This is a genomic window from Sphaerisporangium sp. NPDC004334 (assembly GCF_053602655.1).
Genome location: NZ_JBSGDZ010000043.1, coordinates 35857 through 60020, shown reverse-complemented (window position 1 = coordinate 60020; position 24164 = coordinate 35857). Strand labels below are relative to the sequence as shown.

The following is a 24164-nucleotide window of genomic DNA, read 5'->3' as shown; positions in this document are numbered from 1 at the left end:
ACCAAATCGCGCCGTTACCGGCACTTGACTCCCGCCACCCGAACCAACGAGCATTCAGGCCGCCCCGTCTCCAGGGCAACCCCTCTAACTTACCCGATCGGATCGAGCGGTGCAAACCGCCCGGTCAGACCGGGGAAGATCGTGGGGTACCGACCACCGCTCGCACGTGCCCACGCCGAACCGCTTTGCGGTGGAGTGGGGTTGTGCCGGGCGATGCCGACGTCCACAAGATTAGCAGCCTTCGGGAGTGTCGGCGCACAAACGCCGTCACAGGCCCGCGTCACGCCAGTGGGCGGGACAAGGCCGCGCCATAGACTCGGCGACGTGAGTAGCGACACGCCTCCCGTGGCGAAGAAGGTCCCGGCCGAACGAACTCATCACGGCGACACCGTGATCGACGAGTACGCATGGATGACCAACAAGGAAGATCCCGACACCGTCGCCTACCTCGAAGCGGAGAACGCCTACACCGAGGTCCGCACCGACCACCTGAGCGACCTGCGGGAGCAGATCTTCCAGGAGATCAAGGGCCGCACCCTGGAGACCGACCTCTCCGTCCCCACGCGCAAGGGTGGCTGGTGGTACTACTCCCGCACCGCGGAAGGCAAGCAGTACGGCATCCAGTGCCGGCTGGCGGTCACCGGCGACACCCCGCCCGAGCTCAAGCCGGGTGAGGCGCTGGAGGGCGAGCGGGTCATCCTCGACGGCAACGAGCTGGCCGGCGACAGCCCGTTCTTCGCGGTCGGCACCTCCGCGGTCAGCCCGGACGGCGCCGTCCTCGCCTACTCCACCGACTTCAGCGGCAACGAGCGCTTCACCCTGCGCTTCAAGCGGCTCGACTCCGGCGAGATGCTGGCCGACGAGATCCCGGGCATCTTCTACGGAGGCGCCTGGGCGGCGGACGGCTCGGCGTTCTTCTACACGACCATCGACGAGGCGTGGCGTCCGTACCGCGTGTACCGGCACATCATCGGAACTCCGGCCGACGATGACGTGCTGGTCTACGAAGAGACCGACGAGCGGTTCTGGGTGGGCATCGGCCTCACGCGCAGCGAGCGCTACCTCGTCCTGAGCGCGGGCAGCAAGATCACCAGCGAGGTGCGGGTCCTGGACGCCGACTACCCGACCGGGGAGTTCCGGGTCGTCCGCCCCCGCCGGACCGGTGTGGAGTACGCCCTGGACCATTCGGGCGACCGCTTCCTCATTCTGCACAACGAGGGGGCGCAGAACTTCGAGATCGCCTCCGCGCCGGTCGACGACCCCGCCGCCTGGACGCCGCTGGTTCCGCACCGCGACGACACGCGGCTGCTCGACGTCGACGCCTTCAGCGACCACACGGTCGTGCACTTCCGCCGGGACGGGCTCACCGGCATCCGCGTCCTGCCCGCGGACGGCGAGCCGTACGAGATCTCCTTCCCCGAGCCGATCCACTCGGCCGAGCCGGCCGGCAACCCCGAGTTCCACACGACGCGGCTTCGCCTGGCGTACGCATCGATGGTCACGCCCCCCTCGGTGTACGACTACGACCTCACCCGGCATGAGCTGATCCTGCTGAAGCGCCGGCCGGTGCTGGGCGGGTACGACCCCGCCGACTACGAGCAGTTCCGGGGGTGGGCGACCGCCGACGACGGCACGCGGATCCCCATCTCGATCGTCATGAAGAAGGGCACCGAGCGGCCCGCCCCGACGGTGCTGTACGGGTACGGCAGCTACGAGACCTCGATCGACCCGTCGTTCTCGGTGGCGCGGCTCAGCCTGCTCGACCGCGGCTTCGTCTTCGCGATCGCGCACGTCAGGGGCGGCGGCGAGATGGGCCGCCAGTGGTACGAGCAGGGCAAGCTCGGCCACAAGAAGAACACCTTCAGCGACTTCGTCGCCGCGGCCCGGCACATGAAGAGGTCCGGCTGGTCCAGCGAGATCATCGCCAGGGGCGGCTCGGCCGGCGGCCTGCTGATGGGCGCGGCGGTCAACCTCGCTCCCGAGGCGTTCTCCGGAGTCGTGGCGGAGGTGCCGTTCGTCGACGCCCTGAACACCATCCTCGACCCGTCGCTGCCGCTCACGGTCATCGAGTGGGACGAGTGGGGCGACCCCCTGCACAACGCCGACGTCTACGAGTACATGAAGTCGTACACCCCCTACGAGAACATCGACGACCGGGTGTACCCTCCCATTCTTGCGCTGACCAGCCTCAACGACACCCGTGTGCTCTACCACGAGCCGGCGAAGTGGATCGCCCGGCTCCGCGCCACCGCCAAGGGCGGGCCGTTCCTGCTCAAGACGGAGATGGGCGCCGGCCACGGCGGCCGCAGCGGCCGGTACGACGCATGGCGCGAGGAGGCCCTCACCCTTTCGTGGATCATCGACCGGGCCGCCACGCGGAAGAACGAAGAGACAGGGGAGACGCAGTGAGCTACACGGCGGCAAGCGATCGTTACGGGCGTCAGCCCTACAACCGGTCCGGCAGGAGCGGCCTGAGACTGCCGGCGGTCTCGCTCGGCCTGTGGCACAACTTCGGCGACGACAAGCCGTTCGACACCCAGAGGGCGACGCTGCGCAGGGCCTTCGACCTTGGGGTGACCCATTTCGACCTGGCCAACAACTACGGCCCGCCGTACGGCTCGGCCGAGGCCAACTTCGGGCTCATCTTCGCCCAGGACTTCCGGCCGTATCGCGACGAGCTGATCATCTCGACCAAGGCCGGGTACGACATGTGGCCCGGCCCCTACGGCGAGTGGGGCTCGCGCAAGTACCTGCTGGCCAGCCTCGACCAGTCGCTCTCGCGCATGGGGCTGGACTACGTCGACATCTTCTACAGCCACCGGCCCGACCCCGACACCCCGCTCGAGGAGACGATGGGTGCGCTGGACACAGCCGTGCGCTCCGGCCGGGCCCTGTACGCGGGCATCTCCAACTACACGCCCGAGCAGACCAGGGAGGCGGCCCGCATCCTGCGCGAGATGGGCACCCCGCTGCTGATCCACCAGCCGCGCTACTCGATGCTCGACCGCTGGGTCGAGGACGGCCTGCTCGACACGCTGGAGGCCGAGGGCGTCGGGTGCATCCCGTTCTCGCCGCTGGCGCAGGGCGTGCTGACCGACCGCTACCTGGGCGGCGTCCCTGCGGGGTCGCGCGCCTCGCAGGAGCGGTTCCTGCGGCCGAGCCAGCTCACCGACGAGCTGCTCCAGCGGGTACGGGCGCTGAACGACGTCGCCGCGGCCCGGGGCCAGTCGCTCGCCCAGATGGCGCTGGCGTGGGCGCTGCGCGACCGGCGGATCACCTCGGTGCTGATCGGCGCGAGCAGCGTCCGCCAGCTTGAGGACAACATCGCCGCCGTCGACCGCCTCGACTTCTCCGCCGACGAGCTCGCGGCGATCGAGAAGGAGATCCCGCAGCCGGGAGAGCGCATCGTCTGACCGGCAGGACATCGGCGAGGCCCGGCCCGGGGACACCCGGGGCCGGGCCTTCGTGCGTCACAGCGCGTCGTGGCGCTGGAGCCAGGCGAAGGACGCCCATCCGGGGAGCACCGGCAGCCAGAAGGTCAGCAGCCGGTACAGCAGCACCGCGGACGTCGCGATGGTCGGCGGCAGGCCGGACAGGGTCAGGCCGACGTACAGGGCGCCCTCGACCGCCCCCAGCCCGCCCGGGGTGGGCGCGGCCGAGCCGATGGCCGTGCCGGCCAGCACGACGATGGCCACCGCCGCGAAGCTCAGCGAGCCGCCGAAGGCCTTGACGCAGGCGGCGAGGCACACGATGAAGGTCAGCGTGAGCAGCAGTGTGCCGCTGAGCCCTTCCACGATCTTGCGCGGCGACTGCAGGACGTCCAGCAGGCGCGGCATCACCCCGGAGAACAGCGACCGGATGCGCCCGGTGATCAGGCGCCGCAGTGGCGGCACGGCCAGGACGATCAGCACCAGCACGGCGCCGGACAGCAGGGCGATGACCAGGCCGCGCGACGGGCTGACCGACGGGGCGGCCTTGATGCCGGTGAGGTAGCCGAACAGCAGGAGCAGCGTGATGTGGGAGCCGAGCCCCACGAGTTGCGAGGCGCCCACGCTGGCCACGGCCAGGCCGGGTGAGATGCCGCGCTTCTGCAGGAATCGCGAGTTGATGGCCACCGCGCCGACGGCGGCGGGCGCGACGAGCTTGACGAAGGAGGCCGCGAACTGCGCCAGCACGGTCTGTCCGAGGGGCAGCTTCTCGGGCACGAAGCCGCGCACCATGAGCGCGGCGGCGACGTAGCTCATGCCGGCCGCGGCGAGCGCGACCCCGCCCCACCCCCATTCGGCCTTGGTGACCACTTCGGTCAGGTTGACCCGGCTGAGCTGCGACAGCAGGAAGTAGGCGGCCAGCGCGCTCGCGATGATCGTCACCAGGGTGCGGGGCTGGAAGCGCTCCAGACGCACCTCCTCGACCTCCACCTGGGGGGTGAGGGCCAGGATGTGCTCGCGCAGCGCCGGCAGCAGCCCCTTGTCCCTGCCGACCTGGGCGCGGGTGCCGCGCGTCAGCGCGATGCGCTGCAGCAGGGGCAGGGCGCCGGCGAGCGCGCGCTTGGGGATGACCTCGGCCGCGCACATGACCGAGCGTTCGGGACCGACGCGCAGCGCGAGGTAGGTGAGCAGCTGGGTGACGTCGAGGCGCAGGAGCAGGTCGCCGGCCGCGATCTCTCCGCTGCGGGCGTCGGTGAGCACCACCTCGCCGTCAACGTCGACGTGGATGCTCTCGCCGGTGAGGTGCCGGTGGGCCAGGCGCTGCGCCTGGAGCAGCTCGACCTGTTTCCAGATCTTGACGAGCAGCTCGTCGTCGAGCTCCTCGTCGGGGACGTCGTCCAGCGGGCGGGTCTCCAGGTGCTCGTAGGCGAGCAGCGCGGCGTCGGTGCCGATCTCGCTGGTGCCGACCAGGCAGGGGGTGTTCACGCCGGCGGCCTGGGCGGCGTAGGCCATCAGCGCCTCGCGCTCCAGCTCGGCGCGGAGCGAGCGGATGGCCCTGCGGCGGGTCTCGGAACTGAGCCGGATGCCGCGCCACAGGCGGTACAGGACGCCGGCGACCTGCCGGTCGCGGTCCAGGACCGTGACGTCGAAGCGGCGTCCGTCGGCCATGGTCACGGCGTAGCGGCGGCTGCCCTGGGAGTCGTCGGCCATGCGCCTGGCCTTGGCGGGGGCGAAGCCGAGCCGGCGCAGGGCGGCCATGACGGCGCTGCCGGGCGGCCGGGTGTTGGGACTGCCGACGACGTAGAGGGTGGCGTACCCGACGGCCAGGCCGACCAGGTAGGTGACGAAGACGCCGAGCGCGGTGGCTTCGGCGCTGGTGAACAGGGCGAACACGTCGAGGGCGATCGCCATCCACATCAGCGCCCGCCAGGTGGGGCGTCGGGAGATGCGCACGGCGGTGACGTAGGCGACGACGGAGGTGAGCAGGGTGTTCAGCGGTTCCACGTCGCGGCGCGCGGTGAGCAGGATGCGCAGGTCGCCGGGGCCGGCCACCGCCAGCCACTCGCCGAGGACGAAGGAGACGAGCATGCCGATGATCGCCGCGATCAGGCCCTCGGCCACGCGCAGCCCGTCGCGGTGGAAGACCCGCTCGACGGCGAAGGCGGCGGGCACGGCGAGGACCGCGGTGCCGGCCAGGAAGCTGGCGATGCCGATGAGCAGCTCGGGGGCCCGGCTGGTGCCGTCGGTGACGTCGGCCTCCAGGCCGTTGAGCGTCTGCTTGGCGACCAGGGCCAGCAGGACGGCCGCGGTGAGCGCGAGGAGGGTGACGAAGAAGCGCAGGGCGTCGGACGGCCTGCGGATGCGCTGGGGCAGCAGCGGCTCGACGACGGGCACGACCGGTTCGCCGGGGACGGAACGGGGGGCCTTCCCCCGGCCGGCGGCTGAGCGCCCTTCGTCCACCCGGGTATCGGAAGCGGAGGCCGGCGACGGGCCGGCCGGAGCGGTGGAGACGTCTGAGGGGAGATCAGAGGCGCCCGGGGCGTGCGTGGCCGTGGAGGAGCCGGCCACGGAGATGCCGTCCTCCGCCGCCTCCTCTGCCTCGTCGCGCTCCCTGATGTCGGTCACCGCTGGCGTCTGCGCACGTCTCGGGGCATATGATCTTTCCCTAGGGTCTGTTCACCGGTGTGGCGGGAGCCCACCGGCGTTCGGACGGCCCCGTCGGCTCACGCCTCGGCGGTCGTCGGCGAACTGGTGCACCCCGGCCATTCGCTGACACTCTACGGCGCGCTCGACCGTGAGGGATCAGTCAGACGGGTCGTCCTTAATGGTGACGCTGTACCGACCCTTGGCGCATCGCCCGTAAGTATGGGCTGATCGCACTACCTGGGGTGGATGCCGGGATTGCTCGGTGGGTGACACCACGGGCGCCCTAGGCCGCCCTATGACGCTTATGTACCGTTCTGTTCATGAGTCGTGAGCTGAATGTTCTTGGCGCCTGCCCCCTCGACTGCCCGGACACCTGCTCGTGGGTCGTGACCGTGAAGGACGGCGAGGCGGTGCGCCTGCGGGGCAACCACGACCAGCCCTACACGCGGGGCGCGTTGTGCGTGAAGGTCAACCGCTATCTGGAGCACACCAAGGCGCCCGACCGGATCCTGTACCCGATGCGCCGGGTCGGGCCGAAGGGGTCGGGGCGGTTCGAGCGCATCACCTGGGACGAGGCGCTGGACGAGATCGCCCGGCGGCTGACCGCCATCATCGGCGAGCACGGCGGCGAGGCGATCTGGCCGTACCAGGGCACCGGGACGCTCGGCTACATCCAGGGCGAGAGCGGCCAGGCCGGCCGGCGGCTGTGGAACGCGCTGGGGGCGTCCTACCACGACCTGAACATCTGCGCGCGGGCCGGCAACCGCGGGCTCACGCTGACGAACGGCACCCCGGGCGGCATGGACCCCGAGGCGTTCGCCCATTCCCGGCTGGTCCTGCTGTGGGGGACGAACACGCTGACCAGCGGGCACCATCTGTGGAAGTTCATCCAGCAGGCGCGGGCGGCCGGCGCGCACGTGGTGACCATCGACCCGATCAGGACGCGCACCGCGGACCAGGCCGACGAGCATCTGGCGATCCGGCCGGGCACGGACGCCGCGCTGGCGCTGTCGCTGATGCACGTGGTGCTCGACGAGGGCGCCGAGGACCGGGAGTTCCTGGAGAGCCACACGGACGGCTGGCCGGATTTCGAACGAGAAATCCGGAAATATCCGCCAAGCGTGGCGGCCGAGATCACCGGGATCCCGGAGAAGGACATCCGCGCCCTCGGCGTCCGGCTGGCGCACACCCGCCCGACCGGCATCCGGGCCACGATGGGCATCCAGCGCCACCAGGGCGGCGGCACGGCCATGCGGACGATCGCCTGCATCCCCGCCGTGACCGGCGACTGGCGGCACCAGGGCGGCGGTGTCGCCTACTCCACCAGCGGGCACGTGCCCATCCAGGCCGACGTCCGCCCCGACCTGCTCCCCCATCCGGTCAGGACGCTGACGATGACCCGGCTCGCCGAGGGGCTGGCGGACACGGCCCATCCGGTGAAGTGCCTGTGGGTCTACGCCGCCAACCCGATGGGCAGCACGTCCGACCAGAACCGCGTTCGCGCGGGTCTGATGCGCGAGGACCTGTTCACCGTGGTGATGGAGCAGTTCCCGACCGACACCGTCGACTACGCCGACATCGTCCTGCCCGCCACCATGCAGACCGAGCACGCCGACCTGCACGCCGGGTACGGGCACATGTACCTGATGTGGAACGAGCCCGCGGTGGCGCCGCCGGGCGAGTGCCTGTCCACCACCGAGACCTTCCGCCGGGTGGCCCGCCGCCTCGGGCTGACCGACCCCTCGCTCTACGATTCCGACCTGGAGATCGCCGAGCAGCTGCTGTCCGGCGGCCACCCGGCGCTGGAGGGGATCACCGTCGAGCGGCTCCGCGAGGAAGGCTGGGCCCGCATGAACTACCCCGACCCGTTCCTGCCCTTCGCCGACGGCTTCCCGACCGCCTCGGGGAGGCTTGCGTTCCCGGCCGAGGGCGAGGGGTACGTGCCGCCCTTCTCCGCGACGCCCGGCGGGCCGTACCCGCTGGCGTTGGTCACCCCGGCGGCGCACACCTTCCTCAACACGGTGTTCGGCAACAACCCCGAGCTGGCCCGCCGCGCCGGCACCCCGCAGATCCTGGTCAGCGAGAAGGACGCCGCCGAGCGCGGGCTGGGCGACGGACAACGCGTCCGGGTGTTCAACGGCAACGGCGAGATGACCCTCGAGCTGCGCATCAGCGACCGCGTGGCCCAAGGGGTGGTGGCGACCACGAAGGGCAACTGGCCCAAGCTCAGCCCCGGCGGAGTCAACGTCAACGTCCTGGTCGACGAGCGGGACGCGGACATGGGCAGGGGCGCCGTCTACCACGACAACCTCGTGGAGATCGCGCCGCTCCCCTGAGGCCCTGGTGGCGGCCCCGCGTGTCAGAGGGCGAGCTTGAAGCCCACGTGGGAGTCGACGAAGCCGAGCGAGGTGTAGAAGCGGTGGGCGTCGGCGCGGGCCTTGTCGCTGGTGAGCTGGACCATCCGGCAGCCGCGGGCGCGGGCCCGGTCGACCGCCCACCGGATCATCGTACCGCCGAGGCCCTGGCCCCGCATGGCGGCGCTCACCCTGACGGCCTCGATCAGGGCCCGCTCCCCGCCCCTACGGGACAGCCCCGGGATGTAGGTGATCTGCATCGTGCCGGCGACCTGGCCGCCGGACTCGGCGACGATCAGCTCCTGCCGCGGATCGGCGTCGATGGCCGCGAAGGCGTCCAGGTAGACCTGGTCGGACGGATCGCCCTCCCGCGCCGCCGCGATCGGGTCGTCGGCGAGCATGGCCACGATCGACGGGACATCTTCCTGGCGTGCGGCACGAAAGGTCACAGACATTCGCACAGGGTACCGAGCCCGCGCGGGGCGTCCTCCGTCCGGCCACGGGGTCAGGGGCGGATCAGGGTTGCTCCCCGATGTGCCTAGGCCGTCACACCGGGCAATCTGTGAGACATGAACGAACTGACTCGACGCGACGAGATGTCGCTCGCCGGCGCGGCCCTGCGGGGCGCGCCGTGGAAGGCCGCGGCGATCACCGGTGGTGCGGGCGCGGCGATCAGCTATCTCATGGGGGTCATCCTCCCAGGTCCCGCCGATCTGACCTGGGCCCTGTGCCTGGGCGTCAGCCTGTTCAGCGTCGTGGCGGCCATCGGCGCGGTGAGCAAGCCGAACGTGGGCGACCGCGTGACGCGCCAGGCCCGGCTGTGGTCGCTGGGGCACCCATGGCGGTTCGCGCTCTACCCCGGCATCGCGGCGGCCGTGCTGATGTACCCGGTGCAGCTCGTCTTCGACCACGCGGGCGTGTTCGGCGCCGCCTTGGACGCGGCGTGGGGCGGCGCGCTGGTCTACCTGATCGCGGCGATCGGCACCCTGTCGCTCAAGGGACGGGCCCAGTCGGCCCGCTGACCCTTTCCTGCGAGCCCGGGCCGTGACGGCCCGGCCTCGCACCCCCGGGCCGTCACCCAGTGGCGGCCCGTTCTGCGTTCGAACAGCAGGTGCGGCTCGCGCGGGCGTCCCCTCCTCGCCGCCTTCTCCTCCGAAATCTCGGCCTTCACCCACATTGGGGGAAACGTTCCTCCACAGCCGGACATGTGTGGTGACGAACGGCTTTTCTGGCCAGGCTGAGAAGTCCCCCATCGGAAGGACGGCCGCGTGGGACCACCCGACCCCAGGCAGCGCTTCGAGCAGATCTACATGGCGCACTACGCGGATCTGCTCGGGTACGTCCGCCGGCGCACCGAGTCCGCCGACGACGCCGCCGACGCCCTCTCGGAGACCTTCACCACCGCCTGGCGGCGCGTGCGCGACATCCCTGAGGGGGAGCAGGCGCGGCTGTGGCTGTACGGCGTTGCCCGGCTCGTCCTGGCCAACCAGCGCCGGGGTCAGGCCCGGCGCGGCGCCCTCGCCGCCCGCCTGCGCGAGGAACTGGCCACCTGGGACCAGGGGCAGCGGCCTCACCAGGACTCCCAGGCGATCCGCGAGGCGTTCCGGCGGCTCAGCCCGGACGACCGTGAGCTGTTGTTGGCGCCGTGCGCCTGCGCCTGCACCGCGCCCGCAAACGGCTCGCACGCGAGCTGGACGCCGCCGACCTGGACCTGGTCGCCTACGGCCCCCGCGCGGTCGCGCTCCTGAAAGGACAATCATGAACGCGGACCTCGACCGCCTGCTCGCGTCCATCGCTCCCGATCCGGGGCCTGGCGTGACCCCCGGCGCCCGTGAGCTGCTCGAGGAGATCAGGACCGCTACAGCGGACGGTGCGGAAGCACCACGGCGCCGCCGGGACAGGGCGGTACCGCTCTGGTGGCACCGGCACGGCGCACGGGGGCGCAGGCCGCGTTCACGCTGGTCCCTGGCCATGCCCCTGGCGGCTCTGGCCGTCATGCTGAGCTGGATCGTGCCGGACACGCTCGGCATCGGCGCGCGACCGGCTTCGGCCACACTCGACATCAGGCAGACGGGAGACTTCTACGTCGTCACCGTCAAGGACCTGTACGCCGACCCGAAGCGCTACCAGCACGAACTGGCGTCTCGCGGCCTGAAGGTCACCATCAAGCTGATAGCGACCGACGATCTGAGGGCCGGCAGTCTGCTCTTCGTCACCGCCACGGACGACAATGCGCCAAAGGACCAGGGCACGCACGTCATCGAAGAGAGCGACGACATATTCGCGCTGGATGACGACACTTCCTGCGACCGTCGGTTCGAATGCACGATCGGCGTGAAGATCCGGGTCGGCTACAAGGGGCCGGGAACCATCTTGCTCGGCCGCAGGGCCCGGCCCGGGGAGCTTTACCAGGCACCGCCGTCGCTCGTATCACGTGGCCAGCCGTTGCACTGCGTCGACTTCATCAACGACAGAGTCCCGCAGGTGCTGCGACTGCTGAAGGAGCACGGCGTCGACAAGGTCGACGTCACCACGTATCACGGCCCGCGGTCCTTCGTGCCCGACTCGTGGTACGTCCACGACGGCGTGATGAGCGCCGAGGGGCACGCCCTGATCCTTGCCGACCCCGCTCCCCATCCCAGGCCCATGAACGTCAAGGAAGCCTGCCGCCGGTAGATCCGCACGTCGCCGAGCTCCGGACGCCGATGTCGACGGGGCTCGGCGTGAGCGTGCGCGTCAGGCGGTGACGGCACGTCCGGGCCGCCCCGCACCTCGCTCACTTCACCCCTGGATGGCAGCGATTTCACGCGCCCATCGGCTGTCACCGGACGCGCACGGTTCATGACGCGAAGCCATCTACTGAGAACTCCGGAGCCGCCATGCTCACCGAAACCCTCCACCAGTCCACAGCCCGGGCCGGCCGGGTGAAGCGAGCGGTGCTCGGGCATCGGCTCTTCGCCGTGGTCCTCTGCCTCGCGACGGCCGTGCGATCGGTCACGATGCTGGGGTATCGGCCGGGGCAGCTCTATTGGTACGACTCGTTCAGTTATCTGGATGTGGCGTCGCATCCGCGGCCGTCGCTGGGGTTCCACCCGAGCGGGTATCCGCTGCTGTTGTGGCTGCTGCGGCCGTTCCACAGCGTGACGGTGGTGGTCGGCGTGCAGCACGCGATGGGGCTCGGCATCGGGGTCATGATCTACGCGGTGCTGCGCCGGCGCGGGCTGCCGGCCTGGGGCGCGTCGCTCGCGGCCCTGCCGGGGCTCTTCGACGCCTCGTTCCTGCGCCTGGAGCACGGCGTGCTGTCGGACACGATGTTCATCCTGCTGATCGTCGCCGCGCTGACGGTCCTCACATGGTCGCCGAGGCCGACGGCGCGCGCCTGCGCCGCCGCGGGGACGCTGCTCGCCCTGGCCACGCTGACGCGGACGATCGCGTTGCCCCTGCTCGTGCTCGTCCTGCTCTGGTCGGCCGTGCGGCGGGTGGGGGCGCGCGGCCTGGTGGCCGGGATGCTGGCGGGAGCGCTGCCGCTGGTCGCGTACGCGGGCTGGAACGCGCAAGTCAACGGGAGGTTCACCCTGACCGGTGGGGAGGGGGTGGTGCTGTGGGCACGGACCATGACCTTCGCGGACTGCGCGGTGATCAGGCCGCCGGCGGCCGAGCGCGGGCTGTGCCCCAACGGCGCCCACCAGGACGCGGCCTCGGAGTACGTGTGGGACCCCGCCGCCTCGCTGAACCGGCTGCCCGGCGGGCGGGACGGCAACAACGACCTCGCCCGATCGTTCGCCCTGCGCGCCATCATGGCGCAGCCGCTGGACTACCTCGCCGACGTGGCCCGCGACACCGCGCTCGCCTTCGCCTGGACCCCGGTACGGCACCCGGAGCGGGTCACCCCGGCCTTCGGGTTCGCGCGCGGCGAGTGGTCCCTGCCCGCCTACCCGCTGGTGGCCAAGGTGCGCCAGGAGTACGACCCGGCCATCCGCGGGCTGCGCTCGGCCGAGCCGTGGGCGGGCTTCCTGATCGCCTACCAGTACCCCGCGTACACGCGCGGGCCGATGATCGCGCTGCTCCTGCTGGCGGGCGGGCTGGGCGCGGCCGTCGGGCGGCGGCGGGCGGCGCTCCCGTGGGCCACCGCGGTGTTCCTGCTGGCCGGGCCGGTGGCGGTGCTGGACTTCGATCACCGCTACGTGCTGCCGGTGATCCCGGTCGCCTGCCTGGCGGCCGCTCTCGGCGTGGGCGACCTGAGTAGCAGGTGGAGCGGCGGGTGGCCGTCACGTTCGTCCGGTTTTCTAGGGGTTACTCGCGGGTAGCATATGCGGTAAGGTTACTCACCAGTAGGACACCGCCCGCATGCCTGGACGAGGGGACGCGCAGCCATGGGTCATTACAAGAGCAACGTCCGTGACCTTGAGTTCAACCTGTTCGAGGTGCTCGGCCGTCGCGAGATCCTCGGCACCGGGCGCTTCGCCGAGGTGGACGAGGACACCGTGCGCAGCGTGATCGAAGAGGTCCGGCGCCTGGCCGCCGGCGTGCTCGCCGACTCCTTCGAGGAGGGCGACCGGACGCCGCCGGCGTTCGACCCCGCGACCGGCACGGTGACGATGCCTCCGCGTTTCAGGAAGTCCTTCGAGACCTTCCGGGACGCCGGGTGGACCAATCTGGACCTGCCGGAGGCGCTCGGCGGGCCCGGCCTGCCGCGCAGCGTGAGCTGGGCGGTGGCCGACATGATCCTCGGCTCCAACCCCGCCATCTGGATGTACTCCAGCGGACCTGCCTTCGCCCACGTGCTGCACACCATCGGCACCGAGGAGCAGAAGAGGTTCGCCATGCTGGCCATCGAGCGGCAGTGGGGCGCCACGATGGTGCTGACCGAGCCGGACGCCGGTTCCGACGTCGGCGCGGGCCGCACCAGGGCCGTCCGGCAGCCCGACGGCACCTGGCACATCGAGGGCGTCAAGCGCTTCATCACCAGCGCCGAGCACGACATGGCCGACAACATCTTCCACCTGGTGCTCGCCCGCCCTGAGGGCGCCGGTCCCGGCACCAAGGGCCTGTCCATGTTCCTGGTGCCCAAGTTCCACGTGGACGTGGAGACCGGCGAGCTCGGCGAGCGCAACGGCGTGTACGTCACCAACGTCGAGCACAAGATGGGCCTGAAGGCCTCGACGACCTGCGAGCTGACCTTCGGCGAGAAGCACCCCGCCGTCGGCACGCTGATCGGCGACGTGCACGAGGGCATCCGCCAGATGTTCATGATCATCGAGCACGCGCGCATGATGGTCGGCACCAAGGCCATCGCCACCCTTTCCACCGGTTACCTGAACGCGCTGGAGTACGCCAAGCAGCGGGTGCAGGGCGCCGACATGACCAAGATGACCGACAAGACCGCCCCGCGGGTCACCATCACCCACCACCCGGACGTCCGCCGCGAGCTCATGCTGCAGAAGTCCTACGCCGAGGGCCTGCGCGCGCTGGTGCTCTACACCGCGACCTTCCAGGACGCCGTCCAGATCGCCGAGTTCGAGGGCACCAGGAACGCCGACGCCGAGGCGATGAACGACCTGCTGCTCCCCCTGGTCAAGGGCGTCGGCTCCGAGCGCTCCTACGAGATGCTGGCCCGCTCGCTGCAGACCCTCGGCGGCTCGGGGTACCTGCAGGACTACCCGATCGAGCAGTACATCAGGGACGCCAAGATCGACTCGCTGTACGAGGGCACCACGGCCATCCAGGGCCAGGACCTGTTCTTCCGCAAGGTCCTGCGCAACCAGGGCGCCGCGCTCGGCTCGCTGCTGGCCGAGATCACCGGCTTCGCCGCCTCCGAGGCCGGCAACGGCAGGCTCAAGCAGGAGCGCAAGCTGCTCGACGAGGCGGCCGGCGAGGTGAGGGCGATGGCCGACACCATGGCCGGATGGGCGATCGGCTCGCTGGAGAACCCGGCGGAGGTCTACAAGGTCGGCCTCAACACCACCCGCTTCCTGCTGGGCCTCGGCGACCTGGTGATCGGCTGGCTCCTGCTCCGGCAGGCCGAGGTGGCGCTCAGGGCCCTCGACTCCGCGGACCACGACAAGGCCTTCTACACCGGCAAGGTGGCCGCCGCGTCGTTCTTCGCCCAGACCGTCCTTCCGCGCCTGGCCGCCGAGCGCCGCACGCTCGCCGCGACCGACCAGAGCCTCATGGAGCTGCCGGAAGAGGCCTTCTGACCCAGGGAATCGGCACCGCGCCGACGGCATGCCCGCGCCCGCGGGGCGGCGATCGCCCGGCGGGCGCGAGGCTTCCGTGCCGGAAGGGTGCTGAGATCGGTAGTGTTACCGCGCGCGGCTGGGTATTACCCTGCCGCTTAGCGTTCTTTACCGAACACGAGTCCCGGAGGTCTGGATGGGCATCGGGGTCAGTATCTTCTTTCTGACCATCGGGGCGATTCTGAAGTTCGCGATCGAGCCCGACGTGCTGGGCAGTTCGGTCCACATCGACGTCATCGGCGTGATCTTCATGATCGTCGGCGCTGTGGGGCTGCTGCTCAGCTTCTTCCTCATCTCCCGCCGGGGCGCGGTCGTCGAGACCGAGCTCCCGCATCGCGAGAACCACCCGCCCACCGTCTGATCCCTGGCCGCGGGACGCCGCCGGAAGCCGTCCGGCCGTCCGTCGGCCCAGGAGCCGTCCGTCGGCCCAGGAGCCGTCCGGCCGTCCGTCAGAGGCTGTACTGCACCGCGGCCCGGCCGGCGAGGATCGGCCTGATCACGTCGGCGATGAACGCCCGGTGCACCGGGTGGTCGCGGTACACCAGGTAGTCCTCCTCGGAGTCGAAGTCCGCGACGACGGCGAACTCGTAGTTGCCCGGGTTGATGCCCGCGTCCTGGCCGATCTCGTAGCGACGGATCTCCGGGATCGCGTCGGGCAGCTTCTTCAGCCCGGTCTCCACCTCGGCCTTCTGCTCCTCGGTGGCGCCCGCGACCCAGGTGAACATCACGACGTGGCGGAACATGATCTCTCCTTCAGCGATGGCAGACCGCCAGCGTACGGCCCGGCGCGGCGCGGCACGCCGTCGGCCCGCGGCCATCCCGGCCGATCCCCGCGGCCATCCCGGCCGATCCCCGCGGCCACCCCCGGAGGTGGGGAACTTCCGGGGGCGGGCGCTCGCGGGGTGCGGGGTCAGCTCCAGGCGAGCATGTGGAGGGGGTCGTGGAGCATCGCGCCGACGTCGCGCAGGACGTAGGAGCCGAGTTCGCCGTCCACGAGGCGGTGGTCGAACGACAGTGACAGCGTGGTGACCTTGCGGGGGACGATCTGGCCGTCCACCACCCAGGGCAGGTCGCGGATCTGGCCGACGGCGAGGATCGCCGCCTCCCCGGGGTTGAGGATGGGGGTGCCGGCGTCCACGCCGAACACGCCGACGTTGGTGATCGTGATGGTGCCGCCGGACAGGTCGGCCGGGGTGCACCGCCCCGCCCTGGCCTTGTCGGTCAGCTCGCCCAGCGCCCCGGCCAGCTCGGGCAGCGACAGCGCCTGCGCCTCCTTGAGGTTCGGCACGATGAGCCCGCGCTGCGTGGCCGCGGCGATGCCGAGGTTCACGTAACGCTTGACCACGATCTCCTCGCCCGTCCAGGACGAGTTGATCATCGGGTACCGGCGGACGGCCGTGAGCAGCGCCTTGGCGACCAGCAGCAGCGGCGAGACCTTGACCTCGGCGAAGTCCGGCATCGCGCGCAGCCGCCGGACGGCGTCCATCGTCGCGGTCACGTCCACCTGCAGCCACTCGGTGACGTGCGGGGCGGTGAAGGCCGAGGCGACCATGGCGGCGGCCGTGGCCTTGCGCACGCCCTTGACCAGGATGCGCTCCTCCCGTTCGCCCTCGGGCAGGACGGCGCGCCCGGAGGGCGCGACGGCGGGGACGGCGGAGGCGGCGGTGGCGCCCTCGGCGGCGGCGTGCACGTCGTCACGGGTGATCGACCCGTTCGGACCGGTGCCGATGAGGGCGGCGAGGTCCACGCCGAGGTCCCGGGCCAGCTTGCGCACGGGAGGCTTGGCCAGCACCGCCACCGCGCCCGGTTCCGGCGTGACCGGCGTGACCGGCGTGACCGGCACCGGCGTGACCGCCCGCGCCTGCGAGGCCGGACGGACCGGCGCGGCGGCCTGGGCGGGAGCGGGCGGCCGGACGGGCGGGGCCGCCGCGCCCGTGGCGGGGGACGGGTGGGCCGGGGACTTGCGGGGACGGCGGGTCGTGGCGCCGGGCTTGACGCCGTACCCGACGAGCACCGGCGTCCGCGCCGGCGTGCCCTCGGTCCCGCCGGCGGGCGGCGAGGGGACCATGTCGTCGGCGAGCGCGGCCGCACGCGGCACCGGGCCGCCTCCGGCCGGGGCCTGCGGCGTGCCGGCGCCCGCGACCGCCGCGGCGCCGGTGGAGGCGCCGCCCGACGGCGTGGGGCCGCCCTCACCGTCGTCCACGGCGATGATCGGGACGCCGACGTCGACGGTCTCGCCCTCGGCGGCCATGAGCGCGCTGACCACGCCCTCGAAGGGACAGGGCAGTTCGACGACGGCCTTGGCCGTCTCGATCTCCACGATCGTCTGGTTGATCTCGACCTTGTCGCCGGCGGCGACGTGCCACTTGACGATCTCGGCCTCGGTCAGCCCTTCACCGACGTCGGGGAGCTTGAACTCGCGAAGCACAGCCCCTCCTAGAAGGCGAAGGTACGGTCGACGGCGTCCAGCACCCGGTCCAGGTCGGGCAGGTAGTCGTCCTCGAGCCGGGAAGGCGGGTAGGGCGTGGAGAAGCCGCCGACGCGCAGCACGGGCGCCTCCAGGTTGTAGAAGCACGCCTCGGTCACCCGTGCGGCCAGTTCGGCGCCGAGGCCGGAGAAGACGGGCGCCTCGTGGGCGACCACGCACCGGCCGGTGCGCCGTACCGACTCGAAGATCATGCCGGTGTCCAGGGGGTTGAGGGAGCGCAGGTCGATGACCTCCAGCGAACGGCCCTCCTCCTCGACGGCCGCGGCGGCCTCCAGGCAGGTCTTGAGCATCGGGCCGTAGGCCAGCACGGTCACGTCGGTGCCCGGACGCACGATCTGGGCGCGGTCGAAGGGCATGGGGTCGGCGCCCCGGTCGACCTCGGCCTTGTCCCAGTAGCGCCGCTTGGGCTCGAAGAAGATGACCGGGTCGTCGCACCGGATCGCCTGCTGGATCATGTGGTAGCCGTCCACGGGGTTGGAGCACGCCACCACGCGCAGGCCGCCGGTGTGGGTGAAGTACGCCTCGGGCGACTCGCTGTGGTGCTCCACGGCGCCGATGCCGCCGCCGCAGGGGATGCGCACGACGACCGGCAGCTTGATCTTGCCGAGCGAGCGCAGCGGCATCTTGGCCAGCTGGGTGATGATCTGGTCGGCGGCCGGGAACACGAACCCGTCGAACTGGATCTCGCACACCGGACGGTAGCCGCGCAGCGCGAGGCCGATGGCGGTGCCGATGATGCCGGACTCGGCGAGCGGGGTGTCGATGACCCGGCTCTCGCCGAAGTCCTTCTGCAGCCCGTCGGTGACCCGGAACACCCCGCCGAGCTTGCCGACGTCCTCGCCCATGATGAGGACCTTGGGGTCGTCCTCCATGGCGGTGCGCAGGCCCTCGTTGATCGCCTTGGCGAGCGTCAGCGTGGTCATCGCTCGCCTCCCTCGAAGCTCGCCAGGTACGCGGCGTACTGCTCGCGCTCCTCGGCCAGCAGTGCGTGCGGCTCTCTGTACACGTGCTCGAAGATCTCCAGCGGGTGGGGGTCGGGCATCTCCAGGCAGCGCTTGCGCACGTCCCGGCCGAGGTCGGCGGCCTCCGCGTCGATGGAGTCGAAGAAGTCCTGGTCGGCGAGCTGGTTCTTGAACAGGTACGCCTTGACGCGCTCGATCGGGTCCTTGAGCTTCCACGCCTCGAGCTCCCCCGCCACGCGGTAGCGCGTCGGGTCGTCGGAGGTGGTGTGGGCGCCCATGCGGTAGGTGAACGCCTCGATCAACATCGGGCCCTGGCCCTCGCGGGCGTTCTTCAGGGCCTGCCGGGTGACGGCCAGGCAGGCGAAGACGTCGTTGCCGTCCACGCGGATGCCGGGGAAGCCGAACCCGCTGGCGCGGCGGTACAAGGGGATGCGCGACTGCTTCTCCAGCGGCTCGGAGATGGCCCACTGGTTGTTCTGGCAGAAGAACACGACGGGGGCGTTGAAGACCGAAGCCCAGATGAACGACTCGTTGACGTCGCCCTGAGAGGTGGCGCCGTCGCCGAAGTAGACGATCGTGGCGGCGTCGGCGCCGTCGCGCTGGACGCCCATGGCGTAGCCGACGGCGTGCAGGGTCTGGCTGCCGATGACGATCGTGTAGAGGTGGAAGTTGTGCTCGGCGGGGTCCCAGCCTCCGTGGTTGACGCCGCGGAAGAGCCCGAGCAGGTTCACCGGGTCGACCCCGCGGCACCAGGCCACACCGTGCTCGCGGTAGGTCGGGAAGGCCATGTCGGTGTCGGTCAGCGCGCGCCCTGATCCGATCTGTGCGGCTTCCTGGCCGAGCAGTGAGGCCCAGATGCCCAGCTCGCCCTGCCGCTGGAGGGCGACGGCCTCCATGTCGACGCGTCGCACCAGCACCAGGTCGCGGTAGAGGCCGCGCACCTCCTCGGGCGTCAGGTCGATGTCATAGAGGGGATGCTCGACGCGCTCACCTTCCGGGGTGAGAAGCTGGACGAGCTCAGGGGGTGCGTCAGCACCACCAGAGGCGTCGAAAGTCACGTGCCGCTCCTGTGCGCTCAGGGCCGTGCTGATGGGATCACCATCGCCGTTCGACCAGTTGACACGCGTCCATACCTACTGGTGGCGGTACGTCCGCGTTTGGGGACATGGTGGCAGACACCACAGGCCCTTGCGCAAGACCAGCCACCCCGTCTTCCACACTTCTCCCGTTCCCGGTGAACCCTGGCGCACACTCGTCCGGACCCCAGTGTGCAGGGAGGGGCACCCCTGGCGCGCCGCCGGGGCGGGGGCTGTGAGACGGGGCCGCCACCGTTAGGCTGGTGCGCCGGACCAGGCCGGACCCGACCAGGGGGCCGGCGGCACGAACTGGAGGGACACGTGGCACGCGTCATCGTCGACGTCATGCTCAAGCCGGAGATCCTCGATCCGCAGGGGCAGGCGATCGCCCGGGCGCTCCCGCGGCTCGGCTTCTCCGGGGTCAGCGAAGTGCGGCAGGGCAAGAGGTTCGAGGTCGAGATCGACGGCCCGGCGGACGAGGCGGCGCTGGCCGAGGTCCGCAAGATGGCCGAAACCCTCCTCGCGAACACCGTCATCGAGGACTACTCTGTGCGGGTCGAGGCCGAATAGGAGCCTCTCCGCCGCGCCAAGGGGCCGCAAAGCACGCGAAACGGAAATTTGGTCAGATCAGAAAGCAAGCGTCTGACCAACACTAAATAACAACAGCGTGATTCTGCGGTTAGCCCTGATTCTCCGGGGAACCTCCCCAACGTGACTTTCGGCGTCGTGGAGGAGTCCGGTGGATATTGAGTTCTCGTTGGCCTTGCCGAGGGACGCCGTGGGCATCCCGATGGTCCGGCGAGTACTGGGCGACACCCTTCGCTGCATCGGCGTCACCGAAGACTGCGTGTCGGACGTGCTGCTGGCCACCTCCGAGGCCTGCGCCAACGCCGTACGCCACGGCGGGCCCTCCAAGCGCTACGCGGTGATGGCCGCCATCGGCCAGGGCCGCTGCGAGCTGCGCGTCGTCGACAACGGGCTCGGACTCGGCGCCATCCCCCGCCAGTATCCGGCCGGAGACGCCGAGCACGGGCGCGGCATCCTCATCATGCAGTCGGTCGTCGACGAGATCTCCTTCGACATCACCCCCGGCAACGGCACCACCGTGTGCCTGCGCAAGGAACTCGACTGGGACGAGGAGTGGCTGGCCACCCACGACCGGGCCCTCGCCTCCGTCTGACCTCCTTCGTTCCTCCTGTCGACCTCGGCTTCACCGGCGGCATCGAGCGCCGGCGGTGAATCATGCGGAGAAACCGGCATGGCGGAAAGTCACCATGTGATTACCTAGAGCGGACACGCGTGAACGGCGATCGTCCGATCAAGAAGAAGGTCCTGGTCTGTGGTGAAGCGTAGAGGTCTGCGGCGCCTGTTCGGGCGCGGCCGTGGCGAGCGAACCGGCCGGCACGCCCTCGGGCGGCCGTACGTCGAGATCGAGCGCGCCGATCATGGTGATCCCGACCTCGCCGACCGTGCCGCCGCCGTCCTGCTGAACCGGATGGAGCGGTACTGGACGGTCATGTACGGGCCGTGGAGCCGCCGCTTCTACGCGCTGGCGCTGTACCCGACCCCGGAGCCGCTGGTGGTGGAGGCCCGCACCGCTCAGGACCTTCTCGCCGCGATGCGTCACGCCGAGCGAGGATGGGCGCTCAACGGCCCGTTGGAGCCGATCGCAGCCCATCGCTGATGGCGAGCCGGCGCTCCGCCCGGCCTCGCCGACGACCTGATGGTGCCCTGCGTCGGTCGCTCGGGGGCAACAGGTAGCCTGTGGTGTACCGCCGCAGGCCGCCGTCGCTGAGTGAGACGCCGGCGCGGCGCTCTCATGTGGAGGGGTACGAGACCATGGGTGCTGCCCGTGTGGGCGTGGTCACTTTTCCCGGAACTCTGGACGACCAGGACGCTGCGCGCGCCGTCAGGCACGCGGGCGGGGAGGCGGTGCCGCTGTGGCACGCCGACCGGGACCTCAAGGGCGTGGACGCCGTCTTCCTGCCCGGCGGGTTCTCCTACGGTGACTACCTACGCTGCGGGGCCATCTCCCGCTTCGCGCCGCTGATGGAGGAGCTGATCCCCGCGGCGCGGGCGGGACTGCCGGTCCTCGGCACCTGCAACGGCTTCCAGATCCTGTGCGAGGCGCACCTGCTGCCCGGCGCGCTCACCCGCAACGAGGGCCTGCACTACATCTGCCGCGACCAGCGCGTCCGCGTGGAGAACGCCGCCACGGCCTGGACCGGCGACTACGCCTCCGGCCAGGAGATCCTGCTGCCGGTCAAGCACGGCGAGGGCCGCTACGTCGCCGACGCCGCGACGATCGGCGCCCTGGAGTCCGGCGGCCAGGTCGTGTTCCGCTATCTCGGCGGCAATCCGAACGGCTCGATGAACGACATCGCCGGCATCAGCAACGAGGCGGGCAACATCGTCGGCCTCATGCCCCACCCGGAGCACGCCGTCGAGGACTTGACCGGCGCTCCCAGCGTCGACGGACGCGGCTTCTTCACCTCGATCCTGAAGAAGTTCGTGAACCTGTGAGGCGACGACCACGGCGTGCGCGGGTGACGCGCGAGGAGAACACATGATCGACTCTGTCAAGCGGGCCACCGAGACCCCCGACGAGCCGCAGCCCTACGCCGAGCTCGGCATGAAGGCCGAGGAGTACGAGCGCGTGCGCGCCATCCTCGGGCGCCGGCCGACCTCCTCCGAGCTGGCCATCTACTCGGTCATGTGGAGCGAGCACTGCTCCTACAAGTCCTCCAAGGTGCACCTGCGCCAGTTCGGCACCAAGGCCCCCGAGTCCGAGGCCCTGCTGGTCGGCATGGGCGAGAACGCCGGCGTGGTGGACATCGGCGACGGCTGGGCGGCCACCTTCAAGATCGAGTCGCACAACCACCCGTCGTACGTCGAGCCGCACCAGGGCGCGGCCACCGGCGTCGGCGGCATCGTCCGCGACATCATGTCGATGGGCGCGCGGCCGGTCGCGGTCATGGACGCTCTGCGCTTCGGCGCCCTGGACGCCCCCGACACCCGGCGGGTGCTGCCGGGCGTCGTCGAGGGCGTCGGCTCCTACGGCAACTGCCTCGGCCTGCCCAACATCGGCGGCGAGCTGGCCTTCGACCCGTGCTACATCGGCAACCCGCTGGTCAACGCCCTGTGCGTCGGCCTGCTGCGCAAGGACCAGATCAAGCTCGCCACGGCGCCCGGTCCGGGCAACCAGGTCGTGCTGTTCGGCGCGCGCACCGGCCCCGACGGCATCGGCGGCGCGTCGGTGCTCGCCTCGGCCACCTTCGAGGACGAGTCGCACGCCAAGCGGCCCGCCGTCCAGGTCGGCGACCCGTTCATGGAGAAGCTCCTCATCGAGTGCTGCCTGGAGCTGTTCGAGGCCGACGTCGTCGTCGGCATCCAGGACCTCGGCGCCGCCGGGGTGTCGTGCGCCACGACCGAGCTGGCCGCCAAGGGCACCGGCGGCATGTCGGTGGACCTCGGCCTGGTGCCGCTGCGCGACCCCTCGCTCCTCCCCGAGGAGATCCTGATGAGCGAGTCGCAGGAGCGCATGATGGCCGTGGTGACCCCCGAGGACATCGACGCGTTCATGGCGATCTGCGCCAGGTGGGACGTCCCGGCCACGGTGATCGGCGAGGTGACCGACACCGGCCGGCTGGTGATGACCTGGAAGGACGAGGTCATCGTCGACATCCCGCCGGGCACCGCCGCCGACGACGGCCCGGTGTACGAGCGCCCGTTCCACGAGCCGGCGGGCCAGGCGGCGCTCAACGCCGACGACCCGGCGCGGCTGGAGCGTCCCGGCGACCTGCGGGCGACCCTGCTGACGCTGCTCGGCTCCTCCAACCTCGCCTCCAAAGAGTGGGTGACCTCCCAGTACGACCGCTACGTGCGGGGCAACACCGTGCTGGCCATGCCGGCCGACGCGGGCGTGCTGCGCATCGGCGAGGTCATGCCCGGCGCCGAGGAGACCGACCGCGGCATCGCCCTGGCCACCGACGGCAACGGCCGCTACGCCAAGCTCGACCCCTACGCCGGCGCCCAGCTCGCGCTGGCCGAGGCGTACCGCAACGTGGCGGTCACCGGGGCGCGCCCGCTCGCGGTCACCAACTGCCTGAACTTCGGCTCGCCGGAGGACCCCGAGGTGATGTGGCAGTTCGCCGAGGCCGTGCGCGGCCTCGCCGACGCCTGCAAGACCCTGGGTGTGCCGGTGACCGGCGGCAACGTCTCCTTCTACAACCAGACCGGTTCCACGCCGATCCACCCGACCCCGGTCGTGGGGGTGCTCGGCGTGCTGGACGACGTCCGCGCCCGCGTCCGTCACGGGTTCACCGCCCCCGACCTGAAGATCGTGCTGCTCGGCGACACCCGGGACGAGTTCGGCGGCTCCGAGTGGGCGCACGTCGCGCACGGTCACCTGGGCGGACTGCCCCCGGCGGTCCACCTGGAGGCCGAGCGCGCCCTGGCCGGCGTCCTGGTCGAGGCCGCGGAACGCGGGCTGGTCGACGGCTCGCACGACGTGTCGGACGGCGGCCTGGCCATCGCGCTGGCCGAGGCGTGCATGGCCCGCGGTGTGGGAGCCGCCGTGCAGCTCCCCGGCGGCGACGCGTTCACCGACCTGTTCAGCGAGTCCACGGCACGGGTCCTGCTCGCCGTGCGACCCGAGTCCTACGACGAGCTCGCCGACCTGTGCGCCCGGCGCGAGGTGCCCGCGTACTGCCTGGGCACGACCGGCGGCTCGGCGCTCACCGTCGAGGGCGTCCTGTCGATCCCGGTGGCGGAGCTGCGCGCGGTCCACGAGGCGACGCTCCCGGCCGTGTTCTCCTCCTGACGAGCCGGTCACGGCAAGGCGGTGGATCCCCCACAGAAGATCCACCGCCTTGGTGAGCTGAACCGGTCACCCATTAACGGGACTAATGGCACCAGGCATCGCCAAAGTAACCGATGTTTCGGTCATACCCCCCAAAGCCGCAGCTCAGTTCC

20 protein-coding genes are annotated in these 24164 nt (G+C 70.9%); 14 read left to right on the top strand and 6 right to left on the bottom strand.

Translation table 11 applies throughout. The features are described 5' to 3' along the window. Nucleotides 1-324 precede the first annotated feature (324 nt). Nucleotides 325-2409 (top strand): S9 family peptidase, encoded by a 2085-nt coding sequence (locus tag ACWEN6_RS37525; protein WP_452576734.1) that lies wholly within the window; start codon nucleotides 325-327, stop codon nucleotides 2407-2409. Continuing rightward, nucleotides 2406-3413, top strand: a complete 1008-nt coding sequence (mgrA, locus tag ACWEN6_RS37520) for an L-glyceraldehyde 3-phosphate reductase (protein WP_452576733.1) — start codon at nucleotides 2406-2408, stop codon at nucleotides 3411-3413. The genes ACWEN6_RS37525 and mgrA overlap by 4 nt, the downstream gene beginning before the upstream one ends. Before the next feature lie 57 nt (nucleotides 3414-3470). On the opposite strand, the gene ACWEN6_RS37515 is transcribed toward mgrA, so the two are convergent. Continuing rightward, entirely contained in the window at nucleotides 3471-6053 is a 2583-nt protein-coding gene (locus tag ACWEN6_RS37515) for a flippase-like domain-containing protein (RefSeq protein WP_452576732.1), read from the bottom strand. Nucleotides 6054-6394: 341 nt separating this feature from the next. On the opposite strand from ACWEN6_RS37515, the gene ACWEN6_RS37510 reads away from it, so the two are divergent. After that, a complete protein-coding gene (locus ACWEN6_RS37510) occupies nucleotides 6395-8410 on the top strand; it encodes a molybdopterin-containing oxidoreductase family protein (protein WP_452576731.1) in 2016 nt (671 codons plus the stop codon). A gap of 23 nt (nucleotides 8411-8433) precedes the next feature. Here the strand turns inward: ACWEN6_RS37510 and ACWEN6_RS37505 are convergent, their stop codons facing one another. Beyond that, on the bottom strand, nucleotides 8434-8883 hold the full coding sequence (locus ACWEN6_RS37505) for a GNAT family N-acetyltransferase (RefSeq protein WP_354929327.1): 450 nt from the start codon (nucleotides 8881-8883) through the stop codon (nucleotides 8434-8436). Nucleotides 8884-8997: 114 nt separating this feature from the next. Between ACWEN6_RS37505 and ACWEN6_RS37500 the strand changes: the two genes are divergently transcribed. The 6 genes from ACWEN6_RS37500 (at nucleotide 8998) to ACWEN6_RS37475 (ending at nucleotide 15025) form a co-directional block, all read left to right on the top strand. After that, nucleotides 8998-9450, top strand: a complete 453-nt coding sequence (locus ACWEN6_RS37500) for a hypothetical protein (RefSeq protein WP_452576730.1) — start codon at nucleotides 8998-9000, stop codon at nucleotides 9448-9450. Between the two features lie 246 nt (nucleotides 9451-9696). After that, the gene (locus ACWEN6_RS37495) at nucleotides 9697-10176 is read left to right on the top strand and encodes an RNA polymerase sigma factor (protein ID WP_452576729.1); all 480 of its coding nucleotides are present in this window, start codon (nucleotides 9697-9699) and stop codon (nucleotides 10174-10176) included. A 247-nt stretch (nucleotides 10177-10423) separates the two neighbouring features. Next, entirely contained in the window at nucleotides 10424-11104 is a 681-nt protein-coding gene (locus tag ACWEN6_RS37490) for a hypothetical protein (protein WP_452576728.1), read from the top strand. A 203-nt stretch (nucleotides 11105-11307) separates the two neighbouring features. Beyond that, entirely contained in the window at nucleotides 11308-12735 is a 1428-nt protein-coding gene (locus ACWEN6_RS37485; protein ID WP_452576727.1) for a hypothetical protein, read from the top strand. A gap of 66 nt (nucleotides 12736-12801) precedes the next feature. Next, entirely contained in the window at nucleotides 12802-14625 is a 1824-nt protein-coding gene (locus ACWEN6_RS37480) for an acyl-CoA dehydrogenase (RefSeq protein WP_452576726.1), read from the top strand. Between the two features lie 175 nt (nucleotides 14626-14800). Next, nucleotides 14801-15025: a hypothetical protein gene (locus ACWEN6_RS37475; RefSeq protein WP_452576725.1), complete on the top strand. Its 225-nt coding sequence runs from the start codon at nucleotides 14801-14803 to the stop codon at nucleotides 15023-15025. 88 nt (nucleotides 15026-15113) lie between these two features. Here the strand turns inward: ACWEN6_RS37475 and ACWEN6_RS37470 are convergent, their stop codons facing one another. The 4 genes from ACWEN6_RS37470 to pdhA form a co-directional block, all read right to left on the bottom strand. Next, a complete protein-coding gene (locus ACWEN6_RS37470; RefSeq protein ID WP_354929316.1) occupies nucleotides 15114-15407 on the bottom strand; it encodes a Dabb family protein in 294 nt (97 codons plus the stop codon). 167 nt (nucleotides 15408-15574) lie between these two features. Continuing rightward, nucleotides 15575-17092, bottom strand: a complete 1518-nt coding sequence (locus ACWEN6_RS37465; RefSeq protein WP_452576724.1) for a dihydrolipoamide acetyltransferase family protein — start codon at nucleotides 17090-17092, stop codon at nucleotides 15575-15577. A gap of 8 nt (nucleotides 17093-17100) precedes the next feature. Next, a complete protein-coding gene (locus tag ACWEN6_RS37460) occupies nucleotides 17101-18075 on the bottom strand; it encodes an alpha-ketoacid dehydrogenase subunit beta (RefSeq protein WP_452576723.1) in 975 nt (324 codons plus the stop codon). Then, a complete protein-coding gene (gene pdhA / locus ACWEN6_RS37455) occupies nucleotides 18072-19172 on the bottom strand; it encodes a pyruvate dehydrogenase (acetyl-transferring) E1 component subunit alpha (protein WP_452576722.1) in 1101 nt (366 codons plus the stop codon). Before pdhA ends, ACWEN6_RS37460 begins: the two co-directional genes overlap by 4 nt. Before the next feature lie 339 nt (nucleotides 19173-19511). Between pdhA and purS the strand changes: the two genes are divergently transcribed. The 5 genes from purS to purL all read left to right on the top strand — a co-directional run bounded on the left by purS (nucleotide 19512) and on the right by purL (nucleotide 24012). Next, nucleotides 19512-19760, top strand: a complete 249-nt coding sequence (gene purS, locus ACWEN6_RS37450; RefSeq protein WP_354853070.1) for a phosphoribosylformylglycinamidine synthase subunit PurS — start codon at nucleotides 19512-19514, stop codon at nucleotides 19758-19760. 169 nt (nucleotides 19761-19929) lie between these two features. Next, on the top strand, nucleotides 19930-20370 hold the full coding sequence (locus ACWEN6_RS37445) for an ATP-binding protein (protein WP_452576721.1): 441 nt from the start codon (nucleotides 19930-19932) through the stop codon (nucleotides 20368-20370). 159 nt (nucleotides 20371-20529) lie between these two features. Continuing rightward, on the top strand, nucleotides 20530-20874 hold the full coding sequence (locus tag ACWEN6_RS37440) for a hypothetical protein (RefSeq protein ID WP_452576720.1): 345 nt from the start codon (nucleotides 20530-20532) through the stop codon (nucleotides 20872-20874). 155 nt (nucleotides 20875-21029) lie between these two features. Next, on the top strand, nucleotides 21030-21713 hold the full coding sequence (purQ, locus tag ACWEN6_RS37435; RefSeq protein WP_452576719.1) for a phosphoribosylformylglycinamidine synthase subunit PurQ: 684 nt from the start codon (nucleotides 21030-21032) through the stop codon (nucleotides 21711-21713). A gap of 43 nt (nucleotides 21714-21756) precedes the next feature. Next, the gene (purL, locus tag ACWEN6_RS37430) at nucleotides 21757-24012 is read left to right on the top strand and encodes a phosphoribosylformylglycinamidine synthase subunit PurL (RefSeq protein ID WP_452576718.1); all 2256 of its coding nucleotides are present in this window, start codon (nucleotides 21757-21759) and stop codon (nucleotides 24010-24012) included. Nucleotides 24013-24164: the final 152 nt, after the last annotated feature.

What these genes read in the sequence shown, in the direction of transcription:
- ACWEN6_RS37510 (WP_452576731.1), top strand. Translation starts at nt 6,395, where the DNA reads ATGAGTCGTGAGCTGAATGTTCTTGGCGCCTGCCCCCTCGACTGCCCG.
- ACWEN6_RS37505 (WP_354929327.1), bottom strand. Translation starts at nt 8,883, where the DNA reads ATGTCTGTGACCTTTCGTGCCGCACGCCAGGAAGATGTCCCGTCGATC.
- ACWEN6_RS37500 (WP_452576730.1), top strand. Translation starts at nt 8,998, where the DNA reads ATGAACGAACTGACTCGACGCGACGAGATGTCGCTCGCCGGCGCGGCC.
- ACWEN6_RS37490 (WP_452576728.1), top strand. Translation starts at nt 10,424, where the DNA reads ATGCTGAGCTGGATCGTGCCGGACACGCTCGGCATCGGCGCGCGACCG.
- ACWEN6_RS37485 (WP_452576727.1), top strand. Translation starts at nt 11,308, where the DNA reads ATGCTCACCGAAACCCTCCACCAGTCCACAGCCCGGGCCGGCCGGGTG.
- ACWEN6_RS37480 (WP_452576726.1), top strand. Translation starts at nt 12,802, where the DNA reads ATGGGTCATTACAAGAGCAACGTCCGTGACCTTGAGTTCAACCTGTTC.
- ACWEN6_RS37475 (WP_452576725.1), top strand. Translation starts at nt 14,801, where the DNA reads ATGGGCATCGGGGTCAGTATCTTCTTTCTGACCATCGGGGCGATTCTG.
- ACWEN6_RS37470 (WP_354929316.1), bottom strand. Translation starts at nt 15,407, where the DNA reads ATGTTCCGCCACGTCGTGATGTTCACCTGGGTCGCGGGCGCCACCGAG.
- ACWEN6_RS37460 (WP_452576723.1), bottom strand. Translation starts at nt 18,075, where the DNA reads ATGACCACGCTGACGCTCGCCAAGGCGATCAACGAGGGCCTGCGCACC.
- purQ (WP_452576719.1), top strand. Translation starts at nt 21,030, where the DNA reads ATGGGTGCTGCCCGTGTGGGCGTGGTCACTTTTCCCGGAACTCTGGAC.
- purL (WP_452576718.1), top strand. Translation starts at nt 21,757, where the DNA reads ATGATCGACTCTGTCAAGCGGGCCACCGAGACCCCCGACGAGCCGCAG.